This window comes from Vreelandella piezotolerans, from assembly GCF_012427705.1.
In the GTDB taxonomy this organism is placed as follows: Bacteria; Pseudomonadota; Gammaproteobacteria; order Pseudomonadales; family Halomonadaceae; genus Vreelandella; species Vreelandella piezotolerans.
Window position 1 is genome coordinate 3306759 of sequence record NZ_CP048602.1, and the last position, 16740, is coordinate 3323498.

General features: G+C 51.9%; 14 protein-coding genes. 2 read left to right on the forward strand and 12 right to left on the reverse strand.

Annotated features, from left to right (window positions below):
• Positions 1–13: 13 nt before the first annotated feature.
• From GYM47_RS15155 to fliD (GYM47_RS15170), 4 genes are all read right to left on the reverse strand, one after another.
• Entirely contained in the window at positions 14–4462 is a 4449-nt protein-coding gene (locus tag GYM47_RS15155; protein ID WP_153843082.1) for an FkbM family methyltransferase, read from the reverse strand.
• A gap of 120 nt (positions 4463–4582) precedes the next feature.
• Positions 4583–5407, reverse strand: a complete 825-nt coding sequence (locus tag GYM47_RS15160) for a flagellin N-terminal helical domain-containing protein (protein WP_153843081.1) — start codon at positions 5405–5407, stop codon at positions 4583–4585.
• 134 nt (positions 5408–5541) lie between these two features.
• Positions 5542–6924 carry a flagellar filament capping protein FliD gene (gene fliD / locus GYM47_RS15165; protein ID WP_153843080.1) on the reverse strand — a complete coding sequence of 461 codons (1383 nt, stop codon included), beginning with the start codon at positions 6922–6924 and terminating at the stop codon, positions 5542–5544.
• Positions 6925–7064: 140 nt separating this feature from the next.
• Positions 7065–8420, reverse strand: coding sequence for a flagellar filament capping protein FliD (gene fliD, locus GYM47_RS15170; RefSeq protein ID WP_153843079.1), 1356 nt, complete (start codon positions 8418–8420; stop codon positions 7065–7067).
• 390 nt (positions 8421–8810) lie between these two features.
• Here fliD (GYM47_RS15170) and GYM47_RS15175 point away from each other — a divergent pair, with 390 nt between their 5' ends.
• Positions 8811–9131: a hypothetical protein gene (locus GYM47_RS15175; RefSeq protein WP_153843078.1), complete on the forward strand. Its 321-nt coding sequence runs from the start codon at positions 8811–8813 to the stop codon at positions 9129–9131.
• 366 nt (positions 9132–9497) lie between these two features.
• A complete protein-coding gene (locus GYM47_RS15180; RefSeq protein ID WP_153843077.1) occupies positions 9498–10493 on the forward strand; it encodes a serine hydrolase domain-containing protein in 996 nt (331 codons plus the stop codon).
• Positions 10494–10524: 31 nt separating this feature from the next.
• On the opposite strand, the gene GYM47_RS15185 is transcribed toward GYM47_RS15180, so the two are convergent.
• From GYM47_RS15185 to GYM47_RS15220, 8 genes are all read right to left on the reverse strand, one after another.
• Entirely contained in the window at positions 10525–11094 is a 570-nt protein-coding gene (locus GYM47_RS15185; protein ID WP_139525746.1) for a YqhA family protein, read from the reverse strand.
• 107 nt (positions 11095–11201) lie between these two features.
• On the reverse strand, positions 11202–11795 hold the full coding sequence (locus GYM47_RS15190; RefSeq protein WP_153843076.1) for an exopolysaccharide biosynthesis protein: 594 nt from the start codon (positions 11793–11795) through the stop codon (positions 11202–11204).
• Positions 11792–12292: a tellurite resistance TerB family protein gene (locus GYM47_RS15195; protein WP_153843075.1), complete on the reverse strand. Its 501-nt coding sequence runs from the start codon at positions 12290–12292 to the stop codon at positions 11792–11794. The genes GYM47_RS15190 and GYM47_RS15195 overlap by 4 nt, the downstream gene beginning before the upstream one ends.
• 59 nt (positions 12293–12351) lie before the next feature.
• Positions 12352–13365, reverse strand: a complete 1014-nt coding sequence (locus GYM47_RS15200; RefSeq protein WP_153843074.1) for a nucleoid-associated protein — start codon at positions 13363–13365, stop codon at positions 12352–12354.
• A 47-nt stretch (positions 13366–13412) separates the two neighbouring features.
• Complete coding sequence (locus tag GYM47_RS15205; protein WP_139525750.1) at positions 13413–14174, reverse strand: ABC transporter permease; 762 nt, start codon at positions 14172–14174, stop codon at positions 13413–13415.
• Positions 14171–15106, reverse strand: coding sequence for an ABC transporter ATP-binding protein (locus GYM47_RS15210; protein WP_153843073.1), 936 nt, complete (start codon positions 15104–15106; stop codon positions 14171–14173). The genes GYM47_RS15205 and GYM47_RS15210 overlap by 4 nt, the downstream gene beginning before the upstream one ends.
• 147 nt (positions 15107–15253) lie before the next feature.
• Positions 15254–15532, reverse strand: a complete 279-nt coding sequence (locus GYM47_RS15215) for a peptidylprolyl isomerase (RefSeq protein WP_016915098.1) — start codon at positions 15530–15532, stop codon at positions 15254–15256.
• Positions 15533–15585: 53 nt separating this feature from the next.
• On the reverse strand, positions 15586–16713 hold the full coding sequence (locus tag GYM47_RS15220; protein WP_153843072.1) for a serine hydrolase: 1128 nt from the start codon (positions 16711–16713) through the stop codon (positions 15586–15588).
• Positions 16714–16740: the final 27 nt, after the last annotated feature.

The window sequence follows — 16740 nt, forward strand, 5'->3', positions numbered from 1 at the left end:
TAACATAAACACACTACAACACTTCAAATAAATAAGTAGGAGTTGCATTAAATCGCTTTATTGCCTTATAACCAAAGACTTTTAGATATTCACTCACAGCATTAAAATAACTTTGATCTCCAGCTTCAACATATAACAAAGGAGAACTAACACTCAACACCTCTTCACAACCTTTTAAAACATCTAACTCCATACCTTCAACATCTAACTTAATCATGCCAACATTTCCCGTTTCACTATTTCTTAAAAAATCATCTAACTTGACAACATCAATTTCACCATTTTCGCTCATTCCTATCTTTGTCATGCCAACATTATTAGGATCATGGAATATCACGCTTGCCTTTCCATTAGAATCTGCAACACCTAAATTAAATGCATCAACTTTTCCATCGACTCCATTAATTTCTATATTTTCCATTAGGATGTTAAAAGCATCAATATTGGGCTCGAAAGAAATTACATGACTCGCATTAAAGAACTTTGAGAAAAATATGGTATGGTTCCCTATATTTGCTCCGATATCTATTACAACAGCCCCATCCTTAAACCTGCTAAGCATATCTTCTAACATAGCAACTTCATAAAAAGAACCCGTTCTAGCAATTATTTTCTGTATATGATCGTTTTTATTAGGCAAATAAAACCCAATATTTTCGCCGCCATATAAAAAACGACAAATATCCTCACTAGCTCTTTTAATCTCTAAGTTATCTTCTTCCATAAGGCATTTTTCTAATTCTGAGATTTGTTTTGATAGAGCATAATTCCTCTTAATAAAACCATTATATTCACTAGACCTATAATCATCAGATAACACCTGACCAACAGCTTCTTCCACAGTGTTAAAAACTAATGACTGGGGATAAATATTTTTTGCACCTGGCCAATTATGTATCAATGGTTTGATCCCTTTTGCCATGGCCTCTGCTATGTTATATCCAAAAGACTCAGAAACACTTGTTGAGATTAGATAATCTTTATCCTCAAGCCAATCATCAATATTTTCGACATGTCCATAAAAGACTACGTTTTCTTTTATGCAAAGAGATTCTAGGATGTGGTTTATATAGCGATAAAGTATAGGATCACTGATTTTTCCTGCCACATGCACGGTGTACCTTTTGTCAATTTTTGCTAACTTCTCTATTACTTGCACAAGAAGCTGTGGATTCTTAACACTTTTAAATGACGCAACAAAAGCCAAAGAAAAGCCGGGCCCGCGCTCTCTATAAGTAAACCCTTCTAAATCCACGCCATTATGTATTACAACAGAAGATATGTTGACCCCTCTATTTTTCACATATTCCATTGTATGCTCAGAAACAAATATTAACCTATCTAAAAAACCACTTTCAATTTTATATGGCCATTGTGAAAAGGCTTCAAAGCCATGTAGTCGGCAAACCACCTTACATTTTTTCTGTATTGCTTTACTTGCCTCAACCACAACTTCATCACACCACTCAAACCACGTCACGTCCGACCAATCCATGAGTGATTGAAGCCTTTCCATATTAGGCAATCTATAACCCAAATGCCAATATTTTACATTAAAATTCTTGCTAAACACCTCAACAATAGGCTTAATGAATGTCTCTCCGCGCGAGCATACAATTAGCAAATTCTTATTTTCTTCTTTCTGCCTTTTTCCTTTTTGATGCTTAACAAAATAAAGTTCATCACCAGCCTTAAAATGGTGCTCTTCAGCCTGAACTCCATCGCCTGCCAATGTATCAATATCCGTTACACTTTCACCATCACTCTTTTCGTATAAATAAGCAAGAAGCCATTCCACCTTATCTTTTTGTTGGCTATCAATATCTTTAGCGACGAAAATAGCATCGTCTGATCTTAGCTCTAAGCCTTTATAAGTCAAATTTTCTAAGCGCAGAAAGTCAAGTCCATTCAGGCTCGCCCAGCGCTGTAGTTCTGCGAGGTTTGGTTGACGCTCATGGGTTGGCTGAAAGGCTAGCTTCACCTGCACAAGTAAGGTGTTAGCCAAATATCTATGGCCATTTTCCAAAATAGCTATAGCATCGTTCAAGCTATCTAATATCAGTAAATCAATACCTGGAAGCCCTTCAATAGCATTAAGCGGCACCGTACTGATAGGCAGCATTGACAGCACACGAAGAGGATCATCCTGCTCACCAGTTTGCTGCTCCTCTAAAGGTTGGAGTGTACCTGTTAACTCAGGGTCCAACGTTGCGTACAACGTAGCATCCTTACCATCTCCTAATGTAGCGTGAGGGTAGTGGTGCCACTCACCAAGTTGTTTTAGTTCATCAGCTTGCTTAGTTAATAAACTCCCAGGATCAAAGGTAATAACGGCAAAGTTGCCTGTCTGCATCCACTCAGTAAATCTTGGGTGTCGGGCAAACAGCGCGCCATTGTCAATCACGGTAATTGGGCTGTCCAAGTGCCACTCAAGCTCAGCCTCTTGCTGTTCTGGTTCAGATTCTACGGCCACTAACTCAATTAGCTGCTCGTCATCAGCAAACCACGCATCCCCCTCTTTATTAAAAGTGAGAGCTTCCGGTTGTTTACCTTCACAATGACGATACCAGATACCACGCATTGCCATAGTAAAGTGCTTGGCAAAACGAGGGCCATCACACAAGGGCGATTCTTTCAGGATGGTTGGTAATGCAGCACGTATGACGGCGAGGCTTGGTAAATCAGACGCTAGCTCTTTTGCACGCTTACGGAAGTCGTCCCAGTTATCCGTGACTAACTCGGGCATACCCGCATTGGCCAAATGAGTCGCACTATGTCGACCGGCGAATGTCGGCCCTACACACGTGACTACCGGCACTCCCATGGCGAGCGCTTCGCAGGTTGTCAGGCCACCTGAATATGGCCATGTATCGAGCGCAATGTCGATGCGCTGGTACGTCGTGAGGAACTGCTCATGTCTAGCAGGGCCTTCCAATATTAGCCGACCCTCTTCTATCCCTTGTTCGTTAAAGCTTTTGACGATCTTACGCTTGAAATTATCTCCCTCAAACTGAATACCTCTTAGCAATAGCCTACTACTTGGAACTTCATGAAGAAGCTGAGCCCACTCTTTAATAAGGGGGGGAGATAGCTTTGCCGGGTTATTCAAGCAACCAAAGGTAATAAATTGATTACCAAGCGCAGGCAAACTGCTTACCGATGGCATGTATTCCGGTAAGTGGTAGCAGACATAATCATCCGGCAAACGAATCAGTTTTTCAGTGTATAGATGGTCGCTGCCGTGGGGGGTTTCAAAATGGTCACTCAAGAAATAGTCAACGGCATCCAGCCCGGTCGTATTAATTTGCATGCCTACCCATTTTACAATGAGAGGCGCAGGCTTGCTTGAAATGGCTTGATACCTTGAACCATCCCCCCCACCATTCATGTCTAAAAGAATATCAATACCATCAGACTTAATAACGTCACTTAAATACTGGTTAGTGACATTTTCGACGACCCTCCATTGACTGGCTAGAGCGATCACTTTTTCAGTGATAGAGTCTTGAACTTGATTGGTACTGTAAAAAAATAGTTCAAACTCGTCGGAAGACAGATTTTCCAGCGCAGGTAGTACCATTTGGCCAACGGGGTGAACTCTAAAGCCACCTGAGAGCAGGCCTAGCCGTATTTTTTTATTAGGCCGTGCCGGCTTAAAAGCCCCATTCATATTTTTGAGCTGATATTTTTTTGCCCACTGCTGATGAATCTCTTTTAATTGCTCGGCAGTATTTTCCGGGTTATAGTGTTGCGCAATAATTAGATTCGAAAACACCTGGCTATTATCTTGTAGGCTCAGCTCTGCTTGAAAATATTGTTCAGCCTCCCTGTATTCTCCTTCTCGCATGGCCAAGCTGCCTAGATGATTATTAACACTCAATTTATTAGACGCCAACTTCTTAACTTCAAGCAATGTTTTCTTGGCCTCACCCGGCCGCCGTAGATTATCTAAAATACGGCTGCGCCAAAGCAATGTATCCACATTGCTACGATCCAATTGTATCGCCTTGTCGTTAGCTTGCAGTGCCAAGTCATTTTTACCTTGGACATGATAGGCCTGACTCAGCCATGAAAAAATGTCAGGGTTTTTGTCTTGCTGCTTCACTAAACTCAAAAGGGTAGGAATCGCGTCGGATGCTTGCCCGCCGAGGACTTGGTATTGTGCACGTTTCAGCTGATATTCACTCGGGACTTGATGCATAATCTTGTCGATTTGCTGCATACAACTGATGGCATCAGCGAACTGCTTCAAACGTGCGTAAGTATCAGCCTTAGCAACCCATCCTAAAGCGCTAGAGGGGAACTGCTGGGTCATTGCCCCCGCAATGTTCAATGCTTGTGTTAGCTGGCTGGCTTTATAAGCTTTATCAAAAGCTGTTGTCATACGGGCTAATGATTGGCTAGTAGGAGTTACTTGGCCATTTTTCTTGCTTTGATTTTTTTTTGCTTGCTTGCGAGCCATGACTACCTCGGTGGCGCTCTGGGCTAATGATGAGTTTTCATCATCATACCTGAAGTGCAGGCACAAAAAAGGCTGGCCAATGGCCAGCCTTCGCTGCTATTTCTTGCTTTAGAGTGGCTATTAGCCCAGCAGGGACAGAACAGACTGAGGCGTCTGGTTGGCCTGGGCCAGCATCGAGGTACCCGCCTGCTGTAGGATCTGCGCACGCGTTAGGTTGGATACCTCAACAGCGTAATCGGCATCTTGAATACGTGAACGAGCTTCTGACAAGTTAGTGACGTCAGTTGTCAGGTTCTCAAGCACTGATTCGAAGCGGTTAATAGTCGCACCAAGGGTTGCACGACTATCATCGATAGATTGCAGAGCCGTATCAACGGAGTCAATAGCAGTTTGTGCGGTCGAGAAACTGGATACATCCAGAGCACCAACACTCAACCCACTTGCGGTAGCATCGACCAAACCAATGCTCAGTTCGTCAACGCCAGCGGTAGTGTTGGCTCCAACTTGGATATTCAGCGTTGTAGCTGAATCATTCAGAAGGTTGGTGCCGTTGAAGCTGGTTGCATTCGCTACACGAGTAATCTCAGATACGCGCTCATCGATTTCAAGCTGAATAGAATCGCGGTCTTCTGCGGTGTTGGTATCGTTAGCAGCTTGAACCGCCAGCTCACGGATACGCTGCAGGTTGTCGCTGATTTGGTTAAGACCACCTTCCATGGTTTGTGCCAGAGAAATACCGTCATTGGTATTACGCTGAGCCTGCTGCATGCCGGTGATTTGGGCGGTCATGCGGTTAGCGATGGCTTGACCAGCAGCGTCGTCGGCAGCGCTGTTGATACGCAGGCCAGAAGACAGACGCTCTTGCGCTTTGGACAGCATGGCCTGGGAGTTAGACAGGTTGTTCTGACCGATCAGGGCAGTGATGTTCGTATTGATCACAGACATGGAAGTGCTCCTTGAAGATTAACTGGCCATCAGGCCTGCTTTGCGGCGGTCAACCGCCGTTATTTTAATTAACGGCAGGCCAGTCAGAATCTTTAAAAAATTAAGCGCTTTTTTTGTAAAACAATGTAACCAGCTTAGTTATTATTCTGCATGGCGTTCAGCATGCTGAACTGCTGTGCTAGGTAGGAGCCCATCGAGTTCATCTGTGCGATCATGCCATCCAATTGAGCGAACTGAGTACGATAGCGGGAGATGTTGCGCTCGATGCTCAGCTCCATTCTGGCCTTCCGTTCCTTGAGATTGTCGATTCGCTGCTCTGCGCTGTTCACAGAAGTTTGAATCAAACCATCGTCACCGGTAATCGACTTGAGCGTCGCGCTCAACCTGCCCGCAAACCCCTCTTCTGATGACTCACCTGCAAAAAAAGCGCTGAGAGCTTCAGGGCTGTTGGAGATTGCCTCGTCCAATTTCGTATCATCTATCTGAAGACGGCCACGCTCATCGATCGCGATGCCAAACTGCGCCAAACGAGTAAAGTCGCCAGTACCAACTGGATTGGTCACGTCACGGCTTAGCCGTGTTTCAACCGTGCGTACGGTGCGGTCACCTAGCAGCTCGCCAGATGTCTCTCCCTCACCATTGAACGCTGTCATACGGCCTACGGTGGACTTCATTTCGTTGTAGGTGCTGACAAACTCCTTAATGGCTTCTTTTAAAGAGTCTTCATCGCGCTCAATGACAAGACTAACGGGCATTTGTGAAGCCGCTGTCAGGTCGAGCGTTACGCCTTGGATAGCACCTTCCACCCGGTTGCCACTGCTTGTAATCGCAATGCCATTCACTTCCAGAGCGGCATCCTGGCCTGCACGTCGTGTACTGGTATCCATGGACAGACCATCTAGGCCTGAAAAACCAATAATCGAAGCTTCTTTACCGGTTTCTTTTGAGCTCAAGGCTAGCCGATAGCCTGTACCGTCATTCACGATAGAGGCCGTCACGCCAGCGTCTGCATCGGCATTAATTTGATCACGCACGCTAGCTAATGTGCTGCCCGCAGAAATATTGATCGTTTTGCTGCTCAAGGCCGGCGCATTTGGATCGAACGCGCCGTCGGTATAGGTGGCGCCAAAATCTAACGTTAGAGTGGTGTCGCTGGCAGCCAGGACTTGATCCATCGTGACGCTGTTAGACGCCACGCTGCCCGCCCGTGCCAGCTGTGTCACATTGATATCGTAACGTCCAGCGTTAGCCGACTCTCCTGCTGTCGCGCTGACCCCTTCGCCAGTCACCGTACTTTTTTGCTGCTTAAACGTAGAAGCATCGTTCAACGCAGTAATCGACTCTTGCAGACGATCCATTGCCGACTGCAGGCGACCGTACGCCGATATTTTGGTTTGTTGAGTATTCTGTTGCTGCGTGAGCGGCGTTAGCTTCTGCCGCTCAGACGCTTGAAGCTGAGTCAACAGGCCATTCAAATCCAAACCTGAACCAACGCCAAGAGAGGTAATCGTCGCCATGTGGCTCAGCTCCTTTTCGTTTAAAAGTTATAGACTGAGTAGATTATCGGCAGGGTGGAAAAAACTTTAGCTTTGCAAGGATCAAAGAGCTAAAAAAGGCCTAGAGGATACTCTAGGCCAACATGACTTCGTATTCGAGTTTAGTTTTGGCCTATCTGGCCTAGTGTCGCAAGCTGCTGAGTCAGGTAGGCGCTGGTCTGATTCATTTGACCTACCATGCTGTCCATCGCAGCGAACTGAGCCCGGTAGCGCTCAACCGTTTGGTCGATACGGCTTTCCGTTGTCGCGAAGCGATCGTTTAGCGACGAAACCCGACGCTCCGAGCTGCTCACAGCGTTTTCCAGTCGTCCGCTTGGCCCGACGAGCTGCTCGACCGTCGCTGAAATTTGTCCTGCCATGCCATTCTCACTGGAGGTGCCTGCAAAGAAGTCCATTAACTGATCGGGTTGATTAGCGATGATGCCATCAAGCTGCTCATCATCGATTGCTAACGTTCCATCCAACTGAAGAGAGATGCCAATATCGGAGAGCATATTGAAGCCATCCCCACCCAGGCTACGGCTTAGTGCTTGGCGCAAGGTAGTTTCGACTGCCCGTGTGGCGCTGTCACCATTCAGCTCGCCCGCACTATCGCTTTCCGGATTATAGGCAGTCAGGCTGCCAATGGTATTTTTCAGCGCGTTGTAATCATCGACAAACGCCGTTATCTGCTCACGAATTGCCTCACTGTCCTGAGAAACCGTCAAAGTGCTGCTGGCGTTGGCTTCTGATAGGGTCAGCGTCACGCCTTGAATAGCATCCTCAATGCGATTGGTGGCACTGACGATATCAATACCGTTGACATTGAACGCCGCATCCTGACCTGCTTGCACCACCTGCGTGTCGCTAGTGGCAACATTCGCGTCTAAAATTTGCGAAAAATTGGTACTTTGAATGCTGGCCGCAGCTCCTGTTTCCGTTGCATTCACAGAAAGACGATACCCTTCCCCATCATTAATGATCGAAGCACTCAAACGTCCATCGCTTTGTGCGTTGATAGCATCCCGCATGTCATTGAGCGTGCTTCCATCCTCGATCACAATGGGGTCTATGGCACCATCAGCGAGAGAAAAAGACAGCGTTTGTTGACCAGAGACGAGTGCCACATCCGGGGCGTCTAAACGCTCCGTGACTAAACTGCCTGCCGTGGCTAGCTGATCGACTTGGATATCGTACTGGCCTGGCTGGGCATCATTGCTACTCACAGCAGCAACGGCACCCCCTTCCACACTCGTACTTAGACTTTGAAAAGCGTCCTGCTCGTTCAATGCTTTAGCCGACGCCTGAAAAGCAGAGAGCGCGCTTTGCAACTGCCCATAAGCAGAAATTTGCGCCTGCTCTGTTTCGATCTGTTCCTGGATGGGTTCGAGTTTGGAACGTTCCGCCTGCTGCAGTTGCGTCAGTAAGCCATTGAGATCCAAGCCAGAACCAATACCTAACGATGTAATAGAAGCCATAATCAAGCCTTTATTGGTGCGTTTTTACTCGCTATTAGTCACTCCTAATCAAGAGGCAACGTATTTTCTAGCGCAGTCGACATTTCTTAACATCATTAACCGTTTTCTTTATCTTATATTTTTCGGCAGTGCACAGCACTACTTAACCAGTATGACGAACTTTTAAGTTTCTATATGTAAAAACAAGTAACATGAAGAATCTCACGCCAGTCATTGGATAACTTGTATCAACCATAGACCTTAAAGACTTCATTTTCTTGACAGTTAGCTATGGGTACCGCTCAGAAAGCGCTGAGAGCCTCACAAAATATAGACCTTGGTCTAATCCCCCTCCTGCATTATAATGCACTGCAGCACACCCATTTTGCTGCGAATGCAGGAGCCTCCCCCATGCCCGCCGAAGCGTTACCCTCTGCGTCGACTGCCTCCTTCCATATTCAGCGCAGCTTACGACACTGTCTCTCCAGCGTAGCCGAAATGCTGTATGAGAGCGGACACGTGCTCGAAACCATCACACTGACACAGCGAGGTCTGTCCCGCCAAGAGCTGGATAGGCTTCGCCAGCAGCACCCGCGCTGGGCGATTTGCCAAACCACCTTGGAAAAGAGCGACGCCGCCATGTTCAATGACTATGACCGCTTGGTATTGACGCCATTGGGCCGAGAGCTAATGTTCGATATGTTTGGTCAAGGCGCCGCCGACTGCGCTTGAGCATCATTAGCGATATGAAAACGCCCGCTGAGGAAGCGGGCGTTGGCAGATGCTGATGTCGCGCTGTGTTAGCACTGATATTTCAGTACTAATGCTTATGATCTGAGAGAACCGCTTAGCGCAGCCCTAACAGCGAAAGAATAAACAGCACGACAACGATCAGACCGATGATATAGATGATGTTACGCATAATGGCACTCCTTGCTTTTGCGTTTCATGGAAATCAAAGGGTTGCTTCCCTTCAACGGGTGCTTTTAGCGTAGCAGGCTTTTCATCGGTTTGCGTAATGTCCTTCAGCGTTCCGCTGAGGGAACCTTGTCTGTGCATGGCTTTCAGAGCCGTACCACTCTCTTCTCAGGTATCGCCATGAAAACGACGGCTTTTATGCTGGCGTGTGCAATAAGTGCGTTGACCGTTACGCCGGTCCTTGCGTCAGCCCCTTCATCGGAGGCGCTGCAAGCACTCGATCGACAGGCCCGAACCCTCGATCGTCTACACACCGTCGTGGTGGCACATGACGGTACGATCATTCATGAGCATCATCAGGGCGGTCCCGGCGTCGCGGAGCCTGCCAACGTCAAGTCGCTTTCTAAAACGGTATTGGCCGCCGTGACCGGCGCGGCCATCGAATCAGGCATTATCGAATCGGTGGATCAGCCCCTCGTAGCGCTACTCGATAGCGTGCCGAGCAGCGCCGATCGTCGAGTCAACGACATCACGGTCGCTCACCTGTTGGCCCAGCAGGCTGGGTTGGAGCGCACCTCCGGCAGCAACTACGGCGCTTGGGTAGCTAGCGCTCACTGGGTCAACGATGCGCTTACACGCCCGTTCGTCGACCGTCCTGGTGGTCGAATGCTCTACTCTACTGGCACCAGCCATTTGCTGTCGGCAGCGCTGACTCAGGCCAGCGGCGAAAGCACGCTTGCACTTGCGCAGCGCTTGTTGGGCGAGCCGCTCGTTATTGCGATTCCCCCTTGGCCGCAGGACCCTCAAGGGATCTATTTTGGTGGGAACGACATGCAGCTTTCCCCACGCGCGCTCATTGCGATTGGGGAGCTATACCGTAATGACGGCAGGACCGATGGCCAGCGCGTGCTGCCAGAGGGTTGGGTAGAACACTCTTGGACGCCCAGAGGCCAATCGCCTTGGACAGGTGATGGCTACGGTTTTGGCTGGTTTATGACGACGCTCGCGGGGGAAGACGTTGCTTACGGGAGAGGATATGGCGGGCAGGCGCTGTATGTGATTCCTGAGCGCGACATGACGGTGGTGATTACGTCAGACCCAACGCCGCCCTCTCCCGGCGGTCAATTTCAGCAACGGTTGAATGAGCTGGTCGTCGATTTATTGGAGGATGGGTAGCGCGGCGCAAGAAACGTCACGCCCTCGCCAACTACTCCCCTTTATGCGCCAAACTCATCAAGTAGAGCGCAGCGGCCAGCGCCAGCACGGACAGTGCCAAGTAGATCGCATCCAGCGGTGTGGCGAAGCGAATGTCCACCACGGCGCGGAAGAACTCGATGATCACGGCCAGAATCACCACGCGGGCGATTTTGTCTTTCAACTGATCCAGCGAGGCGACGTTGAAGGGGTGGGCGGGGTAACGCACCTCGGCTTGGTCGATACGCGAGACGAACAATCGATACACGCCCAGCCCGAATATCAGCAGCACGATGGCAATCAGATAGATATCCACCGCGATAATGATGTCGGGCACCAGGGTGTCATGGATATTTTGGCTGTCATCCACCAAGTAGTAGTGCAGCACATCCCCCACTACCTTGAAAATATCCAACGTACCGACGATAAACAGCATCAGCGAGCCCAGCAGGCTTGGCACCACCGCCAGCATGACCAAAAAGCGCGAATTCCACAGCGCCGTCTCGATACGCCTCTCCCAAGTAGACTGCTCGTGAGGCGGTTTGGGTGGCGGTGTCGACTGAGGTGAAGGTGAGTGACTCATCGTAGACGCATTGCTCCTTATGGTATCCAAGCCCATCACAAACGTACCTTGACTCTGCCTGACACGTCGACCAGCGGAGCCAGTTCACAAGCAGCGCTTGGTAAGTATTAAATAAGATTCATCAAGACGACCGTAAACGTCACGCCCGTCAGCAAAAACCCCAGTGCGAGCATCAGGCCATCTCTCGCCACCAGCCCCAGCCCAAACAGCGAAAGTGCCAATCCAGCGCCATTGGCACTGAAAGGGATGAACTCCATGGGTGGCATCGCTAACGCCACCAGCAGGCAAGCGAAGGCCGTCACCCGAATACCGATATAGCCCGTCATCCACGCCAAGCGCACGCCCAGCAGTCCATCGATCCAGCGGGCCGGTTTTTTCATATAGTGCAGCCCTTTATCGAATTTATGCCGAGACAAAGAGCGGTTGAGCAACCAACCAGGTAGCCAAAACGTTGCTCGACCGATCAAAAGCTGCACCGACGTGAGCAGCACCAAGGCGGCCATCAGCGTTGGCATTCCGGGGATATCACCAATGATCGGCGCCAGCGTAATCAAGCCTGCCAACAGCAGCAGCGGCCCAAACGAGCGCCGCCCCACCGCATGCACCACATCATCCACGCTAACCTGCGCGTTTTCCCGCTCCATCCGTTCCATGGTGTGGATCAGTTCGGTTAAATTCGTTGCTTCCTGCGTATCGCTCATGGGCGTCTCGGCGCTCCTTTACCGTGAGTGTTGGGATGGATTACGCTCTCGTCGGGTGAATGGCTGAGTTTGCTGCGAATGAAGTCGCTATGACTGACGTAAAGTAGATCCGCCAGCCGACGGATGCGATGCTCTTCCAGCGGGTCGAGCGAGCCATCGGCCCAGGCCAGCTCCCACATGAGGTTCACCAGCTCCAGGCGCTGATCGTAGTCGTAGTGCTGTTTGATCAGGCTAACGAACTGATAGTGATCCACTGCATCGTCGACCTCCGCCTCTGCCAATGCCATCAACTGGCTGACATCTTGTTCATCGAGCCGGTAGCGCGCCATCAGCATTTGCTTGAGGGCCGCGCGCTCTACGTCGCTCTGATCGTAGTCCGCGCGCATCACCTCACACAGTAGCGCTGCCGAGGCTAGCTCCAGGGTCAGGCTTTGGTCATCACGCTGCTCAGGCGCAGAGAGGGCCTGTTGAAAAAAAGAGTGAATGGCATCCAGCACGGCGAACTCCTCCTGTCAGTGGCTAGCTTAGGACTCCAAGATGCCTCGAGAGTGCCGCCTCAATCCTTGCGCTTGGCGAGCTGCTCTTTGAGCTGTTTGGGCACTTGTTTGATGATCAGCCGATCTTGGGTTTCGTCATATTCAATACTGGAACCCAGCAGGTGTGAATCGAAGCTGATCGAGACGCCGCCAGAGCGACCGGTAAAGCGGCGAAACTGGCTAATGGTGCGTTTGTCCGGCGGTATTTCCGGCGAAAGGCCGTAGTCGGCGTTGCGAATATGGTCGTAAAACGCCCTGGGCTGCTGCTCGTCGACGAGCTCGGAGAGCTCTTCCAGCGTCATGGGTTCGCCACGGCGTAACTGCTCGTTGGCGTAGTCGACCAGCGTATCGGTTTTTTCACGACTGGCATCGTCGTCCAGGTCCTCTTTTTCGACGTAGTCGCTAAAGGCTTTCAGCAGCGTACGGGTTTCGGCCGGGGCATCGATGCCCTCCTCCATCCCCAGCAGCGCCGCGACGCCGTCGGCCAGCTTTTTACCGCCGCGGTCCTTCAGGAACGACACGTACTGCGTGCTTTCCGCGCCGCTCTGCCACTGGGTCACGTTGATGCGTGCCGCCAGCGTGAGCTGGCTCGTATTGAGCTGGGCGGCGGGCACCGCTTGGTGCGCGTCGTTGAAGCCAATGCCTTCCCGCTGATGCACGAGCGCCATGAACAGCGTTTCGGTGTCACCTTGACGAAGATGGGCGATGACCAAGAAACCGCCCACCGAGAGCTGGCCCTGCAACGTTTGAGCCAGCCGCTCGGCCATGGCGCTGGACAATTGGGCAAAGGTTTGCTCGTCGGCTTGATACGCCTTGAGCCACGCCACCAAGGGGCTTGCCTGCTCACCCTGCTCGGCAAAACGCCCCCAGCCTTTTGCCTTGGTGTTGTAAGTGTCGTTTAGCGCGTTCACCAAGCTTGCCATCACCGCGTCATTGCTGGCGGTGTCGGTCTCGGTAGGTGGGGCAGTCACACTCAAGCGTTCGCCGTCGAGGGAAGGCTCCAAGCGGTAAACGGTACTGTGTAGTAGCGGCATAAACAAACATCACCTTTTGAAAAAACGTCGACTAGCACACATCGATATCAAGGCTTCAAGCGGTAGCCAGTGCGGAAAATCCAGGCAATGGTGGCAAGACTTGCCGCCAGAAACAGCAAGATCATCGCCACGCTGGCCCCTAAGCTGACATCGCTGATGCCGTAGAAGCTCCAGCGGAAGCCGCTGACGAGATAGACCACCGGATTCGCCAGGGTCACGCTCTGCCAAAACGGCGGGAGCATATCGATGGAATAGAAGCTGCCGCCTAAAAACGTGAGTGGCGTAATCACCAGCAGCGGCACGAGCTGCAGCTTGTCGAAGCCATCTGCCCAGATGCCGATGATGAACCCCAGCAAGCTGAAGGTGACGGCGGTCAGCACTAGGAACGTCAGCATCCAGAACGGGTGGGCGATCTGCAATGGCACAAAGAAGCTGGACGTGCCGAGAATGATCAGCCCCAGCAGTATCGATTTCGAGGCCGCCGCCCCTACGTAGCCCACGACGATCTCTAGATAGGAGATCGGCGCCGACAAAATCTCATAGATGCTGCCGGAAAACTTGGGAAAAAAGATGCCAAACGAGGCGTTCGAGACGCTTTGGGTCAGCAGCATGAGCATGATCAAGCCAGGCACGATGAAGGCGCCGTAGCTCACGCCGCCAATTTCCGTGATCCGCGAGCCAATCGCCGCGCCAAACACCACGAAGTAGAGCGAGGTGGAGATCACCGGCGAGACGACGCTTTGCAGCAGCGTGCGGCGGGTGCGCGCCATTTCCGCCATGTAAATCGCGCGAACGGGATAGAGGTTCATGAACGCTCCTTCACCAAGTCAACGAAGATGTCTTCCAGCGAGCTCTGCCGGGTGTGTAGGTCTTTAAAGCCAATGCCCGCCTGCTCTAGCTGCGTTAACAAGGTAGAGATCCCGCGCCCTTCCTCTTCCTGGCGACCATCGTAGGTGTACACCAGCTCATGACCGTCGGCGGCCAAGCTGAGCGCTTCCCGCGCCAGTGCGGGCGGCAATTCCGCCAGCGGGCTATGCAGTTGCAGGGTCAGTTGCTTGCTGCCCAGCTTTTTCATGAGCGCGGCTTTTTCTTCTACCAGCACGATCTCGCCGCGATTGATGACGCCAATGCGGTCGGCCATCTCTTCGGCTTCTTCGATGTAGTGGGTCGTGAGAATGATCGTTACCCCCTCATCGCGCAGCCCGCGCACCACGTCCCACATGTCCCGGCGAAGCTCGACATCCACCCCGGCGGTCGGCTCATCCAAAAACAGAATGCGCGGCTCGTGGGAGAGTGCTTTCGCAATCAAAACCCGGCGTTTCATACCGCCGGAGAGCGTCATCAAACGGTTGTGACGCTTATCCCACAGCGAGAGCGACTTGAGCACTTTTTCGATATGGGCTGGATTGGGGGCTTTGCCAAACAGGCCGCGGCTGAAACTCACCGTGTTCCACACCGTTTCGAACGCTTCGTTGGTGAGTTCTTGCGGCACGAGACCGATCCGCTCGCGGGCTTGGCGGTAATCGCGCACGCTATCGAAGCCGTCGACGATGACATGGCCTTCGCTTGGGTTAACCAAGCCACATACCACGCTAATCAGCGTGGTTTTACCCGCCCCGTTCGGGCCGAGCAGAGCAAAGATTTCACCGCGTTGGATGGTCAAATCCACACGGGTGAGCGCCTGAAAGCCACCTTCGTAGGTTTTATTCAGGCCATCGATGGTGATGATAGGGTCGTTCAAGGCGTGCTCCTTACATCGCGGGCCAGCGCAGTACCGGCACAGCACGATGCCAATGGCACCGCGACGGCAGCCGCGGTGCATGACGGCCTTTAAAAGGGATTAGACGATGTCTGGAAAAGCGGCGTGCGCCGCCAGTCAGACAGAGTGCTAGGTGCGGCTGGTGATTTCGAGCAAGTGATAACCAAACTGAGTCTGTACCGGCCCATGCACTTTATTGAGTTCACCGCTGAAGACGACCTTGTCGAATTCAGGCACCATTTGGCCGGGGCCAAAGCTACCCAGGTCGCCGCCCTGGCGGCCGGAGGGGCAGCTGGAGTGCTGCTTGGCGACATCGGCGAAATCACGACCGTTTTCGATCTCTTGTTTCAGCGCGTTGCACTGCTCTTCGCTGCTTACCAAAATATGACGGGCGCTGGCACGTGCCATAACGAACTCCTTTAATAAAACCAATTTGGCGGGCCAGTTTACCACGCCTGCCGCTAGTCGTGACCCAAGGCACCGCTATAACGAAGCGCCTCGCCCACCTTCGCCAAAGCGCGCTCGTGCGCCTGCACCGAGAGCGGCCCACGGGTACACGCCACCACGACCCAAGGGCCGTTTCCGGCGCGGCTCTCCTGGGAGGCGAGCACCTCGCGAGAGGCAATGCCAGCATCACAGCTTCGCCGATGCTGCGTGCCCGTTTTGTGCGCAAAGGTAAATGCGCGGCCCATGCCCCGTTTCAAACGGTGCTCACCGGATTGGGTTCGTTGCATGATGCCAAGCAGCGTTTGGCGCTGTTCGGCATTCATATCCTCCATGCCACCGCGATGCAAGCTGGCCAGTAGGTCGCCATAGGCGCGCAGCGTGCCGACGTTTTCACCCGTGGCTTCATAAGCATCGAAGGCGTGGTCATAGTCGGGTTGGCCGAAGCTTTCTTCGCTCACGTCCAGCACACGGGCCAACGCAGCGGAGCGCTGGTTCACACCGTATTGTCGCAGGGCGATAAAATCTAACCCGCTCAGCTGGCGAGCCCCGGGATGCCATTGGCCATACACGCCTTGGCGAACGTCCACCAGCTTGCTGATGGGGCCGAGATGCTCCGGCTGGCCGTTGCTGGCAGCGATCATACGGCGGGCACGAGCATTCACGGCATCCAGGCCGACGCGGTCGATCAGCATGTCCGTGGCGGTGTTGTCGCTGACGGTAAGCATCTGCTCGAGCAGGTAGCGCACCGAGATCGGCGTGCCGGGGTCGTGCCAATTGACCGGCCCTGCGCCATCGACAAAGTCGCTACGTGCCAGGATCAGGCGTTCATCCAAGGAGAGCGTGCCCGCCTGACGCTCGGCCAGCACCTGAGCCGCCACGGGCACTTTAATCAGCGATGCCAAATACCAGGGGGCGTCTGCCTGCCACGCGTACGCCTCGCCCGTTGCGAGATTCTGAACGTAAACGCCAAGTGCTCCGCCAAATACGTCTTCAATGGCGCTTATTCGGGCGTCTAGATCGCCTTGCCAAGGGCTCTGCTTATCGACCTCGTAATACCAGTTCGTGTTAGCCCATACCGTGGCGCTGGCGGGCAATAAAACACCTACCAGCGCTGCCGCTAGCCAGCATTTAAACTGTCGCAACCGTACCTCCTACCGCTGATGGTGGCG